General features: G+C 44.4%; 16 protein-coding genes. 3 read left to right on the forward strand and 13 right to left on the reverse strand.

Annotation, left to right across the window (positions count from 1 at the left end):
• Positions 1-6: 6 nt before the first annotated feature.
• The gene (locus R2J37_RS12360) at positions 7-759 is read right to left on the reverse strand and encodes a pseudouridine synthase (RefSeq protein WP_230105403.1); all 753 of its coding nucleotides are present in this window, start codon (positions 757-759) and stop codon (positions 7-9) included.
• Positions 760-919: 160 nt separating this feature from the next.
• Between R2J37_RS12360 and R2J37_RS12365 the strand changes: the two genes are divergently transcribed.
• The gene (locus R2J37_RS12365) at positions 920-1402 is read left to right on the forward strand and encodes a DUF5721 family protein (RefSeq protein WP_316265308.1); all 483 of its coding nucleotides are present in this window, start codon (positions 920-922) and stop codon (positions 1400-1402) included.
• 70 nt (positions 1403-1472) lie between these two features.
• On the opposite strand, the gene R2J37_RS12370 is transcribed toward R2J37_RS12365, so the two are convergent.
• From R2J37_RS12370 to R2J37_RS12390, 5 genes are all read right to left on the reverse strand, one after another.
• Complete coding sequence (locus tag R2J37_RS12370) at positions 1473-1901, reverse strand: DUF1893 domain-containing protein (protein ID WP_256193642.1); 429 nt, start codon at positions 1899-1901, stop codon at positions 1473-1475.
• Positions 1891-2463: an ECF transporter S component gene (locus tag R2J37_RS12375; protein ID WP_230105400.1), complete on the reverse strand. Its 573-nt coding sequence runs from the start codon at positions 2461-2463 to the stop codon at positions 1891-1893. The genes R2J37_RS12370 and R2J37_RS12375 overlap by 11 nt, the downstream gene beginning before the upstream one ends.
• A 67-nt stretch (positions 2464-2530) precedes the next feature.
• Positions 2531-4588 carry a molecular chaperone HtpG gene (gene htpG / locus R2J37_RS12380; RefSeq protein WP_316265309.1) on the reverse strand — a complete coding sequence of 686 codons (2058 nt, stop codon included), beginning with the start codon at positions 4586-4588 and terminating at the stop codon, positions 2531-2533.
• A gap of 139 nt (positions 4589-4727) precedes the next feature.
• Positions 4728-8339, reverse strand: coding sequence for an FtsX-like permease family protein (locus tag R2J37_RS12385; RefSeq protein ID WP_316265310.1), 3612 nt, complete (start codon positions 8337-8339; stop codon positions 4728-4730).
• Between the two features lie 46 nt (positions 8340-8385).
• Entirely contained in the window at positions 8386-9090 is a 705-nt protein-coding gene (locus tag R2J37_RS12390; RefSeq protein ID WP_230105397.1) for an ABC transporter ATP-binding protein, read from the reverse strand.
• 131 nt (positions 9091-9221) lie between these two features.
• Here R2J37_RS12390 and R2J37_RS12395 point away from each other — a divergent pair, with 131 nt between their 5' ends.
• Positions 9222-9725: a GNAT family N-acetyltransferase gene (locus R2J37_RS12395; protein ID WP_316265312.1), complete on the forward strand. Its 504-nt coding sequence runs from the start codon at positions 9222-9224 to the stop codon at positions 9723-9725.
• Between the two features lie 12 nt (positions 9726-9737).
• On the opposite strand, the gene R2J37_RS12400 is transcribed toward R2J37_RS12395, so the two are convergent.
• The 7 genes from R2J37_RS12400 to R2J37_RS12430 all read right to left on the reverse strand — a co-directional run bounded on the left by R2J37_RS12400 (position 9738) and on the right by R2J37_RS12430 (position 17639).
• Complete coding sequence (locus R2J37_RS12400; protein ID WP_230105395.1) at positions 9738-9953, reverse strand: helix-turn-helix domain-containing protein; 216 nt, start codon at positions 9951-9953, stop codon at positions 9738-9740.
• Positions 9954-9976: 23 nt separating this feature from the next.
• Positions 9977-10309 carry a helix-turn-helix domain-containing protein gene (locus R2J37_RS12405; protein ID WP_230105394.1) on the reverse strand — a complete coding sequence of 111 codons (333 nt, stop codon included), beginning with the start codon at positions 10307-10309 and terminating at the stop codon, positions 9977-9979.
• 150 nt (positions 10310-10459) lie between these two features.
• Positions 10460-12994 carry a YfhO family protein gene (locus R2J37_RS12410; RefSeq protein ID WP_316265315.1) on the reverse strand — a complete coding sequence of 845 codons (2535 nt, stop codon included), beginning with the start codon at positions 12992-12994 and terminating at the stop codon, positions 10460-10462.
• Positions 12879-13934: a glycosyltransferase family 2 protein gene (locus R2J37_RS12415; RefSeq protein ID WP_230105392.1), complete on the reverse strand. Its 1056-nt coding sequence runs from the start codon at positions 13932-13934 to the stop codon at positions 12879-12881. Before R2J37_RS12415 ends, R2J37_RS12410 begins: the two co-directional genes overlap by 116 nt.
• 95 nt (positions 13935-14029) lie before the next feature.
• Complete coding sequence (gene galT / locus R2J37_RS12420) at positions 14030-15520, reverse strand: UDP-glucose--hexose-1-phosphate uridylyltransferase (RefSeq protein ID WP_316265317.1); 1491 nt, start codon at positions 15518-15520, stop codon at positions 14030-14032.
• A gap of 33 nt (positions 15521-15553) precedes the next feature.
• Entirely contained in the window at positions 15554-16720 is a 1167-nt protein-coding gene (locus R2J37_RS12425; RefSeq protein WP_316265319.1) for a galactokinase, read from the reverse strand.
• Between the two features lie 124 nt (positions 16721-16844).
• Complete coding sequence (locus R2J37_RS12430; protein ID WP_316265321.1) at positions 16845-17639, reverse strand: HAD-IIB family hydrolase; 795 nt, start codon at positions 17637-17639, stop codon at positions 16845-16847.
• A gap of 273 nt (positions 17640-17912) precedes the next feature.
• Here R2J37_RS12430 and R2J37_RS12435 point away from each other — a divergent pair, with 273 nt between their 5' ends.
• The gene (locus R2J37_RS12435) at positions 17913-18170 is read left to right on the forward strand and encodes an AbrB/MazE/SpoVT family DNA-binding domain-containing protein (protein WP_316265323.1); all 258 of its coding nucleotides are present in this window, start codon (positions 17913-17915) and stop codon (positions 18168-18170) included.
• The last annotated feature ends 1 nt before the right edge of the window (position 18171 follow it).

Here is an 18171-nt window from a genome sequence, read left to right on the forward strand (position 1 = left end):
ATTCTCCTATTCCTTTTTTTCTCCGGACTTTGTACTGTGTTCCTCAATCTGACGGTGCAGTCCGGCCAGCTCCTGATCCGTCAAAGGCCTGCTCTGTCCCGGCTTCATATTGCCGAGTTCTATATTCATAATACGGATCCTTTTCAGCATTCTCACCTGATATCCAAGGGCATCGCACATTCTTCGTATCTGACGGTTCAGCCCCTGTGTAAGGATGATCCGAAAAGTATAAGGTCCTTCCTGATATACACGGCAGGGCCTGGTTACAGCGTCAAGATTTTTTTCTTTATCTGTAATATGGACTCCTTCGGACATTTCCCTGATAAATCCTTCTGTAATCCGGCGATCTACCGTTACCTTGTACTCTTTTTCATGGAAATTGGCCGCCCGCATAATACTGTTGATCATATCTCCGTCATTTGTCATGAGAAGAAGACCTTCGGAATCTTTATCCAGCCTGCCGGCATAGGTGATCCGTACCGGATAGTTTAAAAAACGGACAATATTATTCCGTGTCCTTGGATCTTCTGTACAGACAATGCCTACCGGCTTATAAACTGCCAGGACAACCTTTTCTTCCTTACCGCTGATTACTTTTTTTCCAACCTGTACTTTCTGACCTTTTCGTATCTTCATTCCAAGAACTGCCCTCTGGCCGTCCACATAGACCTTTCCGGATTCGATCAGGCGGTCTGCCTCACGGCGGGAACAGATTCCTGCTTCTGTAATATATTTATTTAAACGGATTTCTTCTTTCACATCAATTGCTCCTAGTATAACATCTGTGTTCTGGTTTCGACAACTTTTCGTTTGTAAAAACATCCTGTCTGTATTAAAATGAATTTAGCGTCGGTGTATGCTTGTTAATATACCTGTTGTGCACCGACGCTATACATCCTTAAAAGAAAGGACTTTTTGTATGATCATTCTGACACCTGAGACAAAGACCTGCATGTCTCATCTGCTGGCTCATGAGACATTCGATCATTTTTCTTTTATAGAAGGTGAAATTATAACCTTTGGGAAATTTACTATGAGCGGCTTTCTCCAAAAGAGTTTTTTTGACGAACCTCCCAAAGAAGAATATGCTCTCTGGAAACTTTTCAGAGACTACTGCTATTCTATTATCCGTGGAAAACGTACCCCTTTGAGCTTTCGCCTGATCTTTTCTCTCGCCCCGGAAGAAATCGGGAGATTTCTCTCTGACAGCAGACTGGATTTTCCTTTGTCTGATGTCCAGGGACTTTATCTGAATTTCCGGTATGACGGTTCCAAACTCACCTGCACTACCGGAACCTCCTTCCGTCAGTTTATCATGGACAAATCTGTGGAGCAGGCGTGGGATAAAAAAGTCCAGGAACTTTTCTTCCAAAACGGGATTCCCTATGAACTGGACAGTTGAAGTAACCTGATACTTATAGCAGGCAAAGCAGGCGGATATCACATCCGCCTGCTTTTTATATCCTCTATTCTTACTTTCCGGCCGCAAGCCTTTTCAACGTCTGCCGAATTACTTCCCAGGCCTTTTCAGGGCTCTCAATATCTTTTGTTGCTTCCTCCATGGGACAATTTCCTGTTCCCTGACGATTGCGGATCCTGTCAACCTTTTGCCCGCAGAAGCCGTCAATACCGTAATCAGACAATAGAGCGGCTGCCTTCTCACTCATAACCGACGCGTAGACTTCCTTTACTCCTGCCATCACGTAAAGAAACGCTGCCCCTTTGCCTACTACCTTATCCGCTGCAGAGAACCCTTTCAGATCCTCCCCGGCTTCCAGCCATTCAACTAACGGCAGAACTCCCCGTTTTTCTGTTGTCAGTATCTGTTCCCCTCTGCAGAGAACGCAGGTGTATCTGCTCTTGTCAAGAATTTCTACCGCTCTTCTAAGATCACTGCTCATTTTTTGCCCTGTTATTGATCCAGAATACAAGCAGCGGCAGCAGAGTCCACTGCAGGATCAATCCCGGAAGCCCTGTAACAATGCTGTTCCAGATAACAGGCATCTGGATTCCCTGTACACCCAGCAGAGAAACCCCGGCTACAATTGCAGCTGCACGCACCAGACGTCCTGCAATCTGCACAAGAACTACTTTTGCCAGTACAGGCATACTTACATTTCTAAGAAGACCTGCCGCCAGTCCGTAAACTGCCAGCTCGATCATCATAAACGGAAGCATAGCTGCTCCCGGCATTCCTGACAGCGCAAAGCTTACAAGGGGACCAAACACTCCGGCAACTGCTCCCGCATAAGGTCCTGCCATCAGTCCTGCCAGAATGATCGGAAGATGCATGGGAAGAAATGTCTCTCCAAGTGCTGTACCAAGTCCCGATACCGCTCCCATTACATGAAATAACTGTGGAATTACAACTGCTCCTGCTACCGCTGCAAATGCGGCAAGAGCCTGTGTTTTGAAAGCCAGTTTCGGAAGATCCTTTTGTTTTGTAATAATCGTGTTTGCCATACTTTCTCTCCTTTCCATTTTTGTTCTGTCATCCTCTTCTCTTGTCAAAAGAGTGTCCCATCCGCTTTTATTTTGTCAGCAGCATCATAATGTCATTGCTTCTCTGTACAAAAGCTGTCATCTCTTCCGGGCTTAAAGGCTTATGAGCCAGCATTGCCAGATCATAAAGCTGTCTGCAGATCACCGGAACCTTCTCATTATCTTTGTTTTCAACTACAAACTGGACCAGTGGATGGTTGGCATTCAGAGTCAGCGTACTGTCTGTACCGAACATGGACGGATCCATTCCCGTCATGCCGTACATTTTCATCATTTCCTGCATACGTCTGCTCTGCTCTGACAGAGTGATCATAGAAGCCACCTTGTCATCTTTCAGTTTTTCAACCTTTACATTCAGTTTATCATTATCCAGAGCTTTTTTAAAGACCTCTGTTAAAGTATCCGCTGTTTTCTGGAAGTTTTCTTTTTCTTCTTCCTTCACTTCTTCCTTTGCAGATTCTGTAATGTCAGCATCGATGCGCTGGAACTGTATATTTTGGTTCCTCTGTTCCAGTTGTGTGATAAACGGAGAGTCGATATTGTGGTTCAGGATCACCGCATCCAGTCCCTGAGTGCGGAACATATTGATATACTGGCTCTGCTGCTGTTCATCTGTCACATAATAGATAGTAGTCTTCGGCTCTTCCTTCTTCTCTTCACCCTCTGTCTCCTCTTTCTGATCCTTCGGATCGATTAAAGTTCCGCCGTTTTCCTCTACACACTCTTTCAGAGTCATATATTTATGGTCGATATTCTTGAAGAGAATGTAATCCATCATCTTGTCACAGAATTTTTCGTCCTTCAGGCAGCCGAATTTAATAAACGGACTGATATCATCCCAGTATTTCTCATAATTTTCCTTGTCAGTCTTACACATGCCGCTCAGTTTATCAGCTACCTTTTTGGAGATATAATCTGCAATCTTTGTCACAAATCCATCGTTCTGAAGCGCGCTTCTTGATACATTCAACGGAAGATCCGGACAGTCGATCACTCCTTTTAATACCATCAGGAACTCCGGAATCACTTCTTTGATGTTATCAGCAATAAATACCTGGTTGTTATACAGCTTAATGGTTCCCTCAATGGAATCGTACTCTGTGTTGATCTTCGGGAAATAAAGGATACCCTTTAAATTGAAAGGATAATCCATATTTAAATGAATCCAGAAGAGCGGCTCCTTGTAGTCCAGGAACACCTTTCTGTAAAATTCTATATAATCCTCCTTGGAACATTCATTCGGATGTTTTGTCCAGAGAGGATGGATGTCATTGATCGCAACCGGACGCTTGTTGATCTTTACTTTGTCCTTTGCCGGGGATACTTCTACCATTTCTTTCTCCCCGTTTTCATTTTCCTTCTCTTCCATCTTGGCTTCCTCATGGATCCGTTCTACAACAACGTCATCCTCTTTCAGGTCAGCCTCATCGATCGTCTCATATTCCTGCTCCGCATTGGCTTTGGACAGGAAAATTTCCACCGGCATAAAAGAGCAGTACTTCTCCAGAACTTCTCTTACACGATACTCATTTGCAAATTCCAGGCTGTCATCATTCAGGAAAAGAGTAATTTCCGTTCCGACTCCTTCTTTATTTCCGTCTGACATCTCATATTCTGTCCCGCCATTGCTGACCCAGTGCACCGGCGCGGATCCTTCCTTATAGGAAAGAGTATCGATATGAACTTCATCAGCCACCATAAACGCTGAATAAAATCCAAGTCCGAAATGTCCGATCATGTCATCTTCCGTTGTTTTGTCCTTGTACTTTTCCAAAAATTCTGTTGCTCCTGAAAAGGCGATCTGAGTAATGTACTCTTCCACCTCATCTGCTGTCATACCGATACCATTATCGATAAATTTCAGTGTCTTTTCTTCCGGATTTACGATCACCTGGATCTGCGGTTTATAATCATCCGCCATCTGATATTCTCCCATCATATCAAGCTTTTTCAGCTTTGTGATGGCGTCGCACCCATTTGAGATCATCTCACGGACGAAGATGTCGTGATCAGAATACACCCACTTCTTAATGATTGGGAAAATATTCTCACTGCTGATAGATAAATTTCCTTTTTTTGCTGCCATTTATATCACTCCTTATAAATTCTCTTTTTCTCGTCTAAAAAATATGATAATACCCTCTGTTTTAAATGTCAATAAAAAATTAGCACTCTTTTGACAAGAGTGCTAATAATTCCCTTAAAAATATAAAAATTTCATAAATTTATTCCACGCTCTTTAAGGATTCTACCATATCAATGCGCTTCAGTTTAAAATACATTACCCAGTTTACGAACATGGAAAATCCCAATGTAAAGAGAAGGCTGTACAGATAACTCGGGAAATGGATCACTCTGCCGAACATGATCTCGTCTACCTCCACAGTGACAATAATAAACTGAAGCAGAAGCCGTCCAAGCCCCATTCCCGCAAGGGCTCCTATCAATGTGAGAAGAATATTCTCCCGGTATACATAGGAAGCCACCTCTATGTCATAAAATCCCAGTACTTTGATGGTTGCAAGTTCCCGTTTTCTTTCTGTAATATTAATGGTATTCAGATTATAAAGTACTACAAAAGCCAGCATTCCGGCCGATATGATCAGTACAACAATGACCAGATTTAAACTTTGAAGCATATCATCCAGCCTGCCTTCTATACTGGTAGTGTAACTGATATTCAGCACATTTTCATTGTCCAGAAGACGGCTTCCGATCTGTTCCGCCTGATCTTCTTTTCCATCCTGCAGTTTCACAAGGACTCCATTATATTTTGCCTGTGCTCCAAATAGCTCCTCATAATATTCCGGTGACAGATAAATGTAATGTCCTATATAATTTTCACAGATAGCCTCTACCGTCACTTCCTTTTCACCAAGACCGTTATCTTCCAGCTTCACGGTATCTCCGGTTTCCACGCCAAGGGCTTCCGCCGCTTTTTCTGTCAGGATAGCTCCCTCGCCTTCCAGCGTATAGGATTCTGATGAGGTTCTGCTTCGGAATGTAAGGAAATCCTCAATATGTTCTGTACTTTCCGGTACTGTAAGATAGACATCCAGAGTTTCACTGTCTGATTTCACCTCCAGATTCTGCATCCGGACCTGGAGTTCTCCGTCTACAGCCTTTTCGTCCTTTACCGCATTTACGATCTCATCTTTTTCCTCTGCAGATAATCCATCATCATAGTAAACTGCGGCATCATAATGCTGAATCTCCTGATATTGCAGATCCGGGACCTCAAAAATGCTGTCCTTCAGCCCAAAGCCCACTACCATCAGAGCCATGCAGCCTCCTATACCAAACACTGTCATAAAAAACCGTTTTTTATAGCGGACCAGATTTCGTATAGAAGATTTCCACGTAAAATTCAAATGCCGCCAGATCAGTCCCACTCTCTCCAGAAGAATCCTCTGCCCCTGTTTTGGCGCCGGAGGACGCATCAGCTGGGCCGGAACACTTGCCAGTTCTTTATAACAGGCCATAAGTGTTGCCGCAAGAGTACAGAGCACAGCGATCAAAATTGCCTGCAATGCATAGCTCATGTGATAGGGCACAAGCATATCGGGAATATGCTGATACATGATCTTATAAGCATATATGATGATCCACGGAAAGATCTTTTCTCCTAAAAGTACACCGACAATGCTTCCGCCCAGAGTAGCTGTTAGAGCATATGTAATATATTTCCCCGCAATAGCCAATTTGCTGTATCCAAGAGCTTTCAGCGTTCCGATCTGGATTCTCTGCTCCTCCACCATTCTTGTCATAGCAGTAAGGCTGATAAGCGCCGCTACCAGAAAGAATACAGCCGGAAATACCTGCCCGATAGCTCTCATCCTGTCGGCGTTGTCCCCGTATCCGTCATACTCCGCCAGTGCGCTGCTCCTGTCCTGCACATACCATTCAGGGTTTTCGATCTTTTCTATTTCTGCTCTGGCATCGGCGATTTCCTGCTTTGCCTCCTCAAGCTGTCTCTCACCGTCCGCAATCTTTGCTTCTCCGTCTGCGATCTGCTGCGCTGCCTCAGCTGCCGCCTTCTCATATTCGGACCATCCGTCCTGAATTTCTTTTTCACCGGATGCCAGTTCGTTTTTCCCTGACTGAAGAGTTTTTTCCTGACCGTTTAGCATCTCCCACGCTGCATCAATCTGGGCCTGCCCGGCATCGATCTGTCTTTTCGATGCATCCAGCTCCTCTCTTGCCTGCTTAAGCTGAGCCTCGCCATCCCGGATCTGCTTCCCGGCTTCTATAAGCGCCTGTTCGCCGGCTGTCAGCTGCTGTTCTTTTTCAAGAAGCTGCTGTTCTCCCGCTTCCAGCTCCTGTTCCTTCTTCTCAAGATCTGCAAGCTGACTTTCCAGAGCCGCGATCATTGTATTGAGAGCCTCTTCACTTTCAATGCCCTGTCCCTGCATCTGTGCGGTCAGAGCATCTTTTTGCTGATTCCATCCGGCAAGGCTTTCTTCCAGTCCGGCCTTTACAGAATCCCACTGTTCCAGAAATTCTGTCTCCTCCTGTGTCCTTTCCTCCTCCGGAATCTTCAGGATTTCTTCATAATGCACCGCGCCTTCTTCCATCTGTCCTGTAACCTGGTCAATATTATCCTGGCAGGTTTGAAAAGCAGCCTGCAGCTGCTTCAACGGTTCCAGAGATGAGTTGATCTCGCCCTTTCCCTGTTCCAGCAATTCTTTCTGCTCATCCAGCTCCTGTTTTTGCCTGGCAATTTCCTGCTTCGCCCCGGTGATCAGAGGCATTTTCTGATTGTATTCTACAAGATAAGCTGCCCTTGCGCTCTGCAGCTCGCTTTCTTTTTGCTCCAGCTGTGCCGCACCGCTTTCATATTGTTGTTTCCCCTCATCCAGCGAAGCCTGTTGGGAAATCAGTTCCTGCTTTCCTGACTTAAGCTGGGCTTCCCCATCTGCAATCTGCTGCCTGGACTGCTCGAGAAGCTCCTGGGAATCCTCCAACTGTTTTCTGGCGTCTGCAAGCTCTTTTGCAGCCGTGCTTTTAGAATCTTCCAGTTCCTTCCGTGCATCTGCAAGGGTTTTTGATTCCTCGTCTACCGTCTGCTGTGCGTCGTCCACTTCTTCGTAGGCCTCATCCATAATATCCTGTCGCCGCACTTCGCACCTGGCGTCGGCAATTTCTTCCAGACGGTCTGCCGTTTCAGAAACAACTGATTCATATTCGTCGGTAAATGCCGTCTCATCGGCCGCTCCTTCCACCCGGACATAAGCCTCCGAGTAGACATCCATACAAAAACTCTCTTCCGGCACCGCAATAAAACCACTGACTTCGCCGTTTCCTACCGTACTGCTGCCTCTCCCGAAGGAAATATAAAGAGGGCTGTTTCCGATTCCCACAATTTCATAAGTATCTGTTGTGAGAGTATCCGAAAGAGAGTCGCCGCTTCCGGAGGAAACTGTGATGGTATCCCCCACTTTGTACCCTTCGCTGGCTGCAAAGTCCTCATCTAAAAGACACTCTCCCTCTTTTTGAGGGAGCTGCCCTTCCGCTACCTGCACATCATTAAAATTTTCCTGTATGGACATGACATGGACAACCTTTTCCGTATCTCCCACGGAACAGAGCACATCCGTACTGTAGGCTCCTTCTGCCGCCTCAACGCCTTCCGTCTTTTCTATTTCTTCAATATCATCTTCCGTAAGCCCCATCGTTCCCATGACTTTAATGTCCATCAGATGTTCCTTGTCAAAATAGGCATCACCGGAAACTCTCATACTGGGTTCGGAAGATCGGATTCCCGCATAGAAAGCAACTCCCAGCGCTACAATGAAAAAGATAGAAATAAAACGGCCCCGGGACTTTTTGATCTCCATGAAGAAGTCCTTATGTAACATATTCCTTTTTTTCTTCATACAATCCCTACCATTCTATCGTTTCTACCGGAACCGGATGGGGGTTTTCCACGATTTCTTTTGTCTTTCCGTTTTTAATCTTGATCACGCGATCCGCCATAGGCGCAATTGCCGAATTATGCGTGATAAGAATCACTGTCATTCCTCTTTGGCGGCAGGTATCCTGCAGTAATTTTAAAATCGCCTTTCCTGTATTGTAATCCAGAGCACCTGTAGGCTCATCGCACAGCAAAAGTTTGGGATTTTTAGCAAGCGCCCGGGCGATGGAAACTCTCTGCTGTTCTCCTCCGGAAAGCTGCGCCGGAAAATTATCCACCCGCTCTCCTAAGCCTACATGCTGCAGCACTTCTCTTGCATCCAAAGGGTCTTTGCAGATCTGCAGCGCCAGCTCCACATTTTCCAATGCGGTAAGATTGGGGATCAGATTATAAAATTGAAAAACAAATCCAATATCATCTCTTCTATAGGAGATCAGTTCCTTTCCGCTGTATTTTGTAATATCATTTCCGTCGATCCACACCTCGCCCCCGGTGGCTGTATCCATTCCGCCCAGTATGTTCAGCACCGTGGTCTTTCCGGCACCACTTGGTCCAACTACAACTGCAAATTCGCCTTTTTTTATCTGGAAGGAGATCCCATCTGCTGCTGCAATATCTACTTCTCCCATATGGTATATTTTTTTTACGTCTTTCAAAGAGACAAATTCAGGCATAAAGTACCTCCTGTGGATAATGTTCTCCCGAACTGAAATTTTACATTGTATGCAATTATTATATCACTTATAATAGAAATTGTAATGTTCTGTATTGGAAGTTTATAAGATTTTAAGAATGGAGTGGTATAATGGAAAAAGTAGAATTTGTGAAAGCACAAAGTGACGAAGACATCCGCCGGGTTGCGGTTCTTGCTGAAGAAATCTGGCATGAACATTTCACAGATATTATCGGAGAAGCACAAGTGAATTATATGGTAGAAAAATTTCAGTCCTATCCGGCACTTAAAGCGCAGATTGCCGACGGGTATGAATATTATCAGATCATGTATGGCGGGCAGCTGGCAGGCTATACCGGGGTACATCCGGAAGATGGCAGACTCTTTTTAAGCAAGCTTTATCTGCACAAAGATTTTCGCGGAAAACATTTAAGTACAAAAGCCTTTCATTTTCTCACAGAACTCTGCCGTAAAAGAAATCTTTCTTCGATTTGGCTCACCTGTAACAAACATAATGATCATACACTAAAAGTATATGATCATCTCGGTTTTCATACTATCCGCTCCGAAAAGAATGACATTGGAAACGGTTTCTATATGGATGACTATATTATGGAATATTCCGTGACAGGATAAATGAAAAATAAATTACTGTGCCTCTCTTCCGATCAGATGATCAAGGCTGATCTCAAAAACATCAGCAATGCGGCACAGCATAAAAATATCCGGAACACGTTTGTTATTTTCATAAGATGACAGGGAAGTACGGTCCACACCTATCTTTTCTGCCATCTCTTTTTGTTTCAGACCGTGCTCTGTTCTGAATTTACGGATCCTGTTTCCGATTTTATATGGTTCTGTCATTTTTACTGGTTCCTTTGTCCGTCTTACAGATTTTCTTTCAGATTTGACTTCATATCAGCAATCATCCGGTTAATGATCTTCAATTCCCTTCCGTTGCAATTCTCCAACTGTTCCATGATCTCACTCTGATAAATCTTCGCCGATTCTGTCAGGCTGTCACATAAAAGACAGTCCGTTGTGACCTGGAGTGCATTGGCTGTTTTAACCAGAAAATCTACGCTGAGTTTCCTGCTGCCATTTTCCACATGGCTGATATGGGGAACAGAGTACTCTATCTCATAAGATAATTCCTGCTGTGACATATTCCGCTGCTTCCGCGTTTCTTTGATCCGCTGTCCAAGCTTTGCATAATCCATAGCACTACCTCCGTCAGTCGTATTCTTATTTTATTGGAAAGTCTTCATTTTTAACATGCACTGTAAGGATAATGCTATGCTTATAGTTTAAATATTGTAAAATTTTTTTCGTTTAAAAATTAACGGGAGACGTAGTAAAGTTAAACTTTGCTACGTCCCCCGTTTACGTTTTAACAATCTGTCCAGCAAAAGCAGAAGGGCTGCCGCTGCTGTCACCGCCGCTCCTGCTCTTTTTCCCGGCGCATGATAGATCAGCTCTATCTCATGTTGTCCGGCTGTCACTTTGGCTCCGGTGAATCCTTCATTTACTTTCTGAACAGTTGTTTCTTTGCCGTCTATGCGTATTTCAAAATTTTCGTCATACGGAATGGATGTGATCAGCCATCCGTCTTTCTCTGTATGAAAACTCCCTTTCAGAGTGTCGCCGTCCTTTTGAAGCTGTAATCCTGCATCTTTCCACCAGGCCGTATCCTCTTCTTTTGGGCTGGCATACCATGCCCGGATATCAGAAATCTCATAATCTCCCTTGCCTAATTCAATTTCCAAGCTGTCGGTCTCCTCTGTCAGACTGCAGGTGTAACAAAATGTTGTATTTCCATTATAATAAACAGCGCTTTTCGCTGTAAGTTTATTTTTCTCACCCTGTACTGTAACCGAAACATCAGAAGACCGGCGGTTATTTTTTACATCAAAAGAAATAAAAAGAAGGCTGTCATTCTTTTCTCTTTCCGTCAGGGGAAGGGTAATTTTCTCTGTCTTATCTGACTGTATGTGAAAGCTGTCCTGAAATCCTGTCAGATCAGCTTCCCGCATAGTTCCTGCCATTTCTTTTGCATCGGTATCCTCAGACCCCTCTCCTGCCACAGCGCAGTTTTGGAGCGCCATCTGTTTTTCCTGCCAGGAAAGATTGTGAAAGTCCTCTTCTGATATAACCTGGTCTGTTACATAGCCCACCGGAAGCACATCTTCATTTTCATAAATGCAGGTGCCGTTTATGGTATCGATCAGCTGATATCCCTCCGGTGCCTCCGCACCGCTCCCTTCTCTTACGATCAGGTACCGTACTCCCATTATTTTCAAAAATAACGGATTATTTGATAATTCCTGCATAAGAAGATTTCTTGTGGGCCTGCTTAACTGAAGTTCTTCTTCCCGAAATGCCTTGTAATCAGGATTTGTCACCGACGAATAGCAGGAAGTTACATTCTGTCCCGGGACCAGGATATCATTGTCCGCCGCCTTATTCTGTTCTGCGGTTCCTCTTGTCTCTGTCCGGTAAAGCCCGTCCTCTTTTTCCAGCACCTTCTTCACTGCTTCTGTCACATCATCGCTCTCATATTTTTCCATCCACGCTTCTGTCACAAGTTCTTTCTTCGTCAGAGAAATCTGCAAAAAACAGCTGCAGCACATTGTCAGAAGAATCCCGGTACACACAGCCCTTTTCCAGATTTTCCATCCTGCCAGCAGCGCCGCCCCCATCAGGATCATATCCGACAAAAGCACATATATTTCATAAGTATCATATTTTGATGATCTGACATATTGTACTCCTATGATAAGAAAAATTGCCGCCGCCCCGAATCCTGCCGCCAGTTTTCTCGGCGCTATCACTCCTTTTTTGAACCGGACAAGGAAAGATGCTGTCAGATAACTGACCAGTGGAAGGAAGGGAATAAACGCCTTTTCTCTAAGATAGAGAGTACCGTTCAAAATCCAGTCAAAAACCGGAAACAGCAGCAGAACGGTAAGTGACACTGCCATATATTTCTCCCGGCTTCTCCGGTAAAACAGACTTATCGCGACCACGATCACCGCTGCCGCTGTAAGTCCCATTCCGTAAGGATGGTATAGAATCTTGTCCAATTCGATCTCCGGCAGGAAAAGCTCCTTCCAGGATACGCTGCTGCCTTCGCTCCTGCCTGCCAGCATGGCACAGCAGGTAGGGACAAGATAAAAAAAGGACAAAAGACCCCCAAAAAACGCCGGATAAAACTGATGCCACAAAGATTTTATCAAAACTGCCGGGGAGGATGCCCACTCCTTTTTCCATCCGCACAGTCCGTAAAGAACCAGAGCGGCTACACCTCCCAGGGCAAAATAAAAATTGTTCAGCACCATCCCCAATACGCCCAGCGTCACAAAGGCATACTTTCCGGTACGGCAGTATCTGTCATATCCAATCAGTGCAAGAAACAAAAAAGGCAGATAACTGACAAACATAAACTGCATGGAGGAATGATAAATAACCGGTCCCGCAAGAACAACTGCAATGGAAGCAAAAAAACTTTCCTCTTCCTTAAACTGATTCCCCTTCAGCCAGACATAACACAAAATCCCGTCTGCAATCTGTTCCAGGACCGCCAGGATCTGAAGGTAATCTGTCATTTCAATAAAGGGCAGCAGGTAGGACAAAAGATACAATGGGTTATAAAGGCCGTAGTAAGCGAAATTGTAAATATTCTGCCCGCCGCCAAGCTCCATGGAAAAATCCGGAAAAAGATTTCCCGTCTCGTAAAATCTCTGTCGGAAATATTCCGGAAATACACTGTGCTGTGAAAGCCAGTCTACTTTAGATCCGGCCAGGTATCCGCCGTTTATTTTCAGAAGGTATACTATGACTGGTATCGCTGTAAGTATCAAGGGAAATAAGATTTTCCTTTTGTCCCTGCATCTGATCTTCTTCATCACTGGAACTCCTTAATAAATAAATTGGCCGGTGCTTGATCTCCATGTAGGCCCTGGCAAGATATTGACCGATAATTCCCAGGCACAGAAGCTGTATACCCCCGATCAGAAAGATCACGCACATCATAGCCGGCCAGCCTGCCACCGGATCGTGCCAGAACAGGTTCTTGATGACAAGGAATACGATCATAAAAAACGCAATACCGCAGAACAGAATGCCGCCGTAAGACGCCGCTGACAAAGGAAGAGTGGAAAAGCCCAGTATCCCATCCAGGGAATATTTAAACAACTTAAAAATAGACCACTTTGTGTCTCCGGCTGCTCTCTCCACATTGTGATAAGGCAGCCACTTTGTCTTAAATCCCACCCAGCCGAACAATCCTTTTGAGAAGCGGTTGCACTCGCTTAAAGCCAGGACCGCATCCGTCATCTTTCTTGTCATCATACGGAAATCTCTGGCTCCTTCTTCTATTTTTACTTTTGAAATCCGATTGATACATTTATAAAAAGAGGCCGACAAAAAGGAACGGATTTTTTTCTCACCTTTTCTGTCCTCTCTCCGGGTGGCCACACAGTCATACTCCCCTTTTCTCAAAGTCTGATACATTAAGGGAATATATTCCGGCGGATCCTGCAGGTCTGCATCCATCACAGCCACATAATCTCCCCTTGCCGCCTGAAAGCCTGCATACATTGCCGCTTCTTTGCCGAAATTTCTGGAAAAGGACAGGTAGCGCCATTTTTCATTTCTTTTGTGAAATTCCATAAGCAGCGAAAGCGTCCTGTCAGTAGAGCCGTCGTCCACAAAAATAAGCTCTACTTCAGCCCTCTGCATTTTATCTATGATCTTTCCCATTTCTTCTATATAAACAGGAAGCACCTCTTCTTCGTTAAAGCAGGGAACAACGATGCTGATTAAAGGTTTGTTTTCCTCACGCATAAAAAAGACTCCTTTCCATGAATATCTGTTATTAAGTGTACACTTAATTTGTGATAATTAATGAAAAGAAGTCTTAAAAATTTTTAAAGATTTATTTATAAGCTGTTTATAAATTTCAGGAAGGCCTTTCGTCCTTCTTCTGTGCACTTGTAGACGCCCGCATCCTCCAGAACATGAGTAAATACAATGCCAACTTCCTCTTTCAGGATATCCATTACATTGTCTCTGGAAATATTTTCATATTTCGGAAGGAAGGATTTTACCCAATTAGCATGTTTTTCAATCTTCTCATTGCTCTGGATTTCTTTGCCTTCTACAATATACTCTGCCAGAATCTCCAACTCTTCCTTCAGTCTGGACGGAAGGACCGCAAGTCCCATTACCTCAATAAGACCGATATTTTCTTTCTTGATATTATGGTACTGTGCATGAGGATGATATACGCCGAGAGGATGCTCCTCTGTGGTAATATTGTTCCTCAATGTCAGATCCAGCTCGAACATCTCCCCATGTTTTCTTGCAATCGGAGTGATCGTATTGTGAGGAGTCCCCTCTGTATGCGCATAGATAAAGGCTTCCTCATCCGTATAATTTCTCCATGCCTGAAGCACATGATCCGCCAGGTCGATCAGGCGTTTCTCATATTTACTGCGGATACGAAGTACGGAAAGAGGCCATTTCACGATCCCGACCTCCACATCCTCATATCCCGGTATGGAAACCGGTATTTCAATAGGTGCCTTTGCCATTGCGAAAGTATAGTTACCGCCCTGGAAATGGTCGTGGCTTAAAATGGAACCTCCAACGATCGGCAGATCCGCATTCGATCCGAGGAAATAATGAGGAAACTGTTTTACAAAGTCAAACAGTTTGACAAACGCATCCCTGTCTATCTTCATCGGCACATGCTGACCGTTAAATACGATACAGTGCTCATTATAATATACATAAGGAGAATACTGAAATCCCCAGCGGGTTCCGTTGATAGTCAGAGGAATGATGCGGTGTGTCTCCCTTGCCGGATGATCCGCGCGTCCTGCATATCCTTCATTTTCCATACAGAGCTGACATTTCGGATAACTGACTGCCTTTGCTGCCCCTGCTGCCGCAATTGCCTTTGGATCTTTCTCTGGCTTGGACAGATTGATGGTAATATCGATCTCTCCATAAGGGGAATCCACTTTCCACTTCATATCCTTTTTAACCCGGTATCTCCGTATATAATCACTGTCCTGACTGAATTTGTAGAAAAATTCTGTCGCAGCCTCCGGTGACTTTTCATATTCCTTCCAAAATTCCTGCTGTACCTGTGCCGGTCTTGGAAGCAGACAGTTCATAAGCTTCGTGTCAAACAGATCCCGGAAAACAACGCTGTCTTCTACAAGTCCTCTTTCTTTCGCTTCCTCAAGAAGCCCTGCCAGGATTTCTTCCAGATCCAGGTTTTCCATATCTGTTTCCACATCTTCATAATTGTTCTCCCCAAAAAGATCAAGAAGCAGATTTGTTGTGTAAACCCTCTCACATTCCGGAGTCAGTCCGGTTTTTATTCCATATTCTACTAATTTTTTTATATTCTCATAAAGCATAACTCTTTCCTCCTAAATTGCTCTGCCTCTTCCCTATGACAGGCGGTGTGCGCCATCTCCGATATCTACCACGTAAATTTCTGCTTTCTTATGGCATTTTTCCTGATAGCCTTTCTGCACTTCTTCGATAAAAGTATCCACTGCCTCATTTTTCACAATGCTGACTGTACATCCGCCGAATCCGCCTCCGGTAATACGGGATCCGATCACTCCCGGTATCTTCCACGCCAGCTCTACCAGCACATCGATCTCCTCGCATGAAACTTCATAATCATCTCTTAAAGAAACGTGGGATTCATTCATATATTTTCCAAACTGCTCTACATTTCCTGCTTTCAAAGCTGCTTCTGCATGAATGGTACGCTGATTTTCGTATACCGCATGTTTCGCTCTCCGGCGGCACACATCATCTTTGATCGCTTCCTTATATTTTTCAAATTCTTCCTCTGTCAGATCACCCAGAGCCTGAATGTCTGTCACCTCTTTCAGCTCTTTTAAAGCCCTCTCGCACTCATTTCTCCTGTCGTTATACGCGGAGTCTACCAGGCTGTGCTTTACCTTGCTGTTAGTGATCACGATCTTGGCGTCTTCCAGTTTCACCGGAGCATATTCATATTCCAGTGTGTTGGTATCAAGAAAGATCGCATGGTCTTTCTTTCCCATTGCACTTGCGAACTGATCCATGATTCCGCAGTTGCATCCATTGAAATTGTTTTCGGAATACTGTCCGATCAGCGCAATGTCCGGAAGGGAAACCTCAAATCCATACAGATCCTTCAGCATTACCCCTGTCAGCACCTCCAAAGATGCAGAAGAAGAAAGCCCTGAACCGTTTGGAATATCTCCGTAGATCAACACATCCATCCCGCAGTCCATCTGGTATCCTCTTTCCTTAAAAGCCCACAAAACTCCTTTTGGATAATTGGTCCATCCTGCTTTTTTGTCAGGTACCAGATCATTTAAGTCTGACTCCACAATCCCTATGCTCTCAAAATTCATGGAATAAAACCGCAGTTTACTGTCCTGTCTCTTCCTTGCCACTCCATAGGTTCCCAGTGTCAGGGCACATGGAAATACATGACCTCCATTGTAATCCGTATGCTCTCCAATCAGATTGACACGTCCGGGTGCAAAATACATGCGGATATCTCCGCCGTCTCCATATTTCCCGATAAATGCACTGTACAATTTCTCTTTCATTTTTCACACACCTCTCTCATTGCTTGGCCCACAATACCCTTGCTTTTACGTTGCTACCATTATAAATTTTTCCCGCCGGAAATACTATAAACATCATGGTCAAAACTATAAAAATATTGCGTTTTTACAGAATAAGCCCATAATGTTTCATTGACTGCCAGATAGCCTCCTCTTCCACTGCAGGCGCAATGTATTCTGCATAGGGATCAAGAACCGGATCATGAACGCCCATGGCAATTCCATGTCCTGCGTACCGGAACATAGCCAGATCATTGCTGCTGTCTCCGAATGCATAGGAATCTTCCCTGCCGATTCCGAATTTTTTTAAGACCACTTCCATGATCGTTGCTTTGGAATACCCTTTCATAATACATTCATAAGTGTGATTCCCCCGGTCCAGGATTTCCAGATAATCTGACAGAAAATCAAAGAACTCTCTGCTGTTGCTGTGCTCATCCTCATAGGCAAAAAGCTTATCGTAAGCACAGCCGCCCTGCTCAATACAGCGTTCCAGACCAAGTCCTCTGTTATTCATATATTTCCTTGTATTTTCCAGGCTGTCAAAGCGGGAGATACGTGAAGAAAAATACACATCGTCCTTTCCTTCATACAAAGCGTCTACCCTGCATTCCTGCGCTTTTTTCACAATCGCATCCGCAGACTTTCCATCCAGGTGCTTTTCAAAGAAAATCTCCTCTTCAAATTCTCCATAAATCCCGCATCCGCATAAAAATCCGTGCACCGGAAGTCTCTTCAGTTCTTCCGGAATACTGCAGATCGTGCGCCCGGTATTAACAAAGATCAAATGCCCCTTTTTCTTTGCCTCCTCCAGTGCGTGTACTGCACTCTCCGGGATCTGGTGCGTCACTTCACTCAACAGAGTTCCATCTATATCAAAAAACAATGCTGCTCTTTTCATCTTGCCTTTTCAGTTCCTTTCTCCCATTTCCACATATCATATCCGGCGGTCCACAGATAAAACTTCTCCGTTTTCACAAGTGTACCATGAGAGCCTTATATTGACAACTGTTCAAAGGAGTGAAGCAAAGGAGACATGCAATAATATTGTTTATAATGCTGCAAATGAAAAACCTTTTTTAACTACACAAGTTTACTTTCCCCGGTACATTGGATATAATATAAGCAAAGATAAAGAAAACTTGAGTTCTAAAGAATAGAAAGGGTGAATTATATGAATTTGGCAAAAATCTCTGCAAACGGTCAAATCACTGTGCCGGTAGAAATCAGACGGCAACTTGGTCTAAAATCCGGCGATAAAATTCTGTTCCTCCAAAATCAAAATGGAGAGATCGTTGTCAGCAACGCCTCCGCTGCGGCTATCCGCAAAGCGCAAGCGGCCTTTACCGGAGCCGCCGAAGCGATAGGTGTATCCAATGAAGATGATATTCAAACGCTTGTAGACAAAGCACGTTACGGAAAGGAAGGGTAAA

Origin of the sequence: Claveliimonas bilis, assembly GCF_030296775.1 — a bacterium.
Taxonomy (GTDB): domain Bacteria; phylum Bacillota; class Clostridia; order Lachnospirales; family Lachnospiraceae; genus Claveliimonas; species Claveliimonas bilis.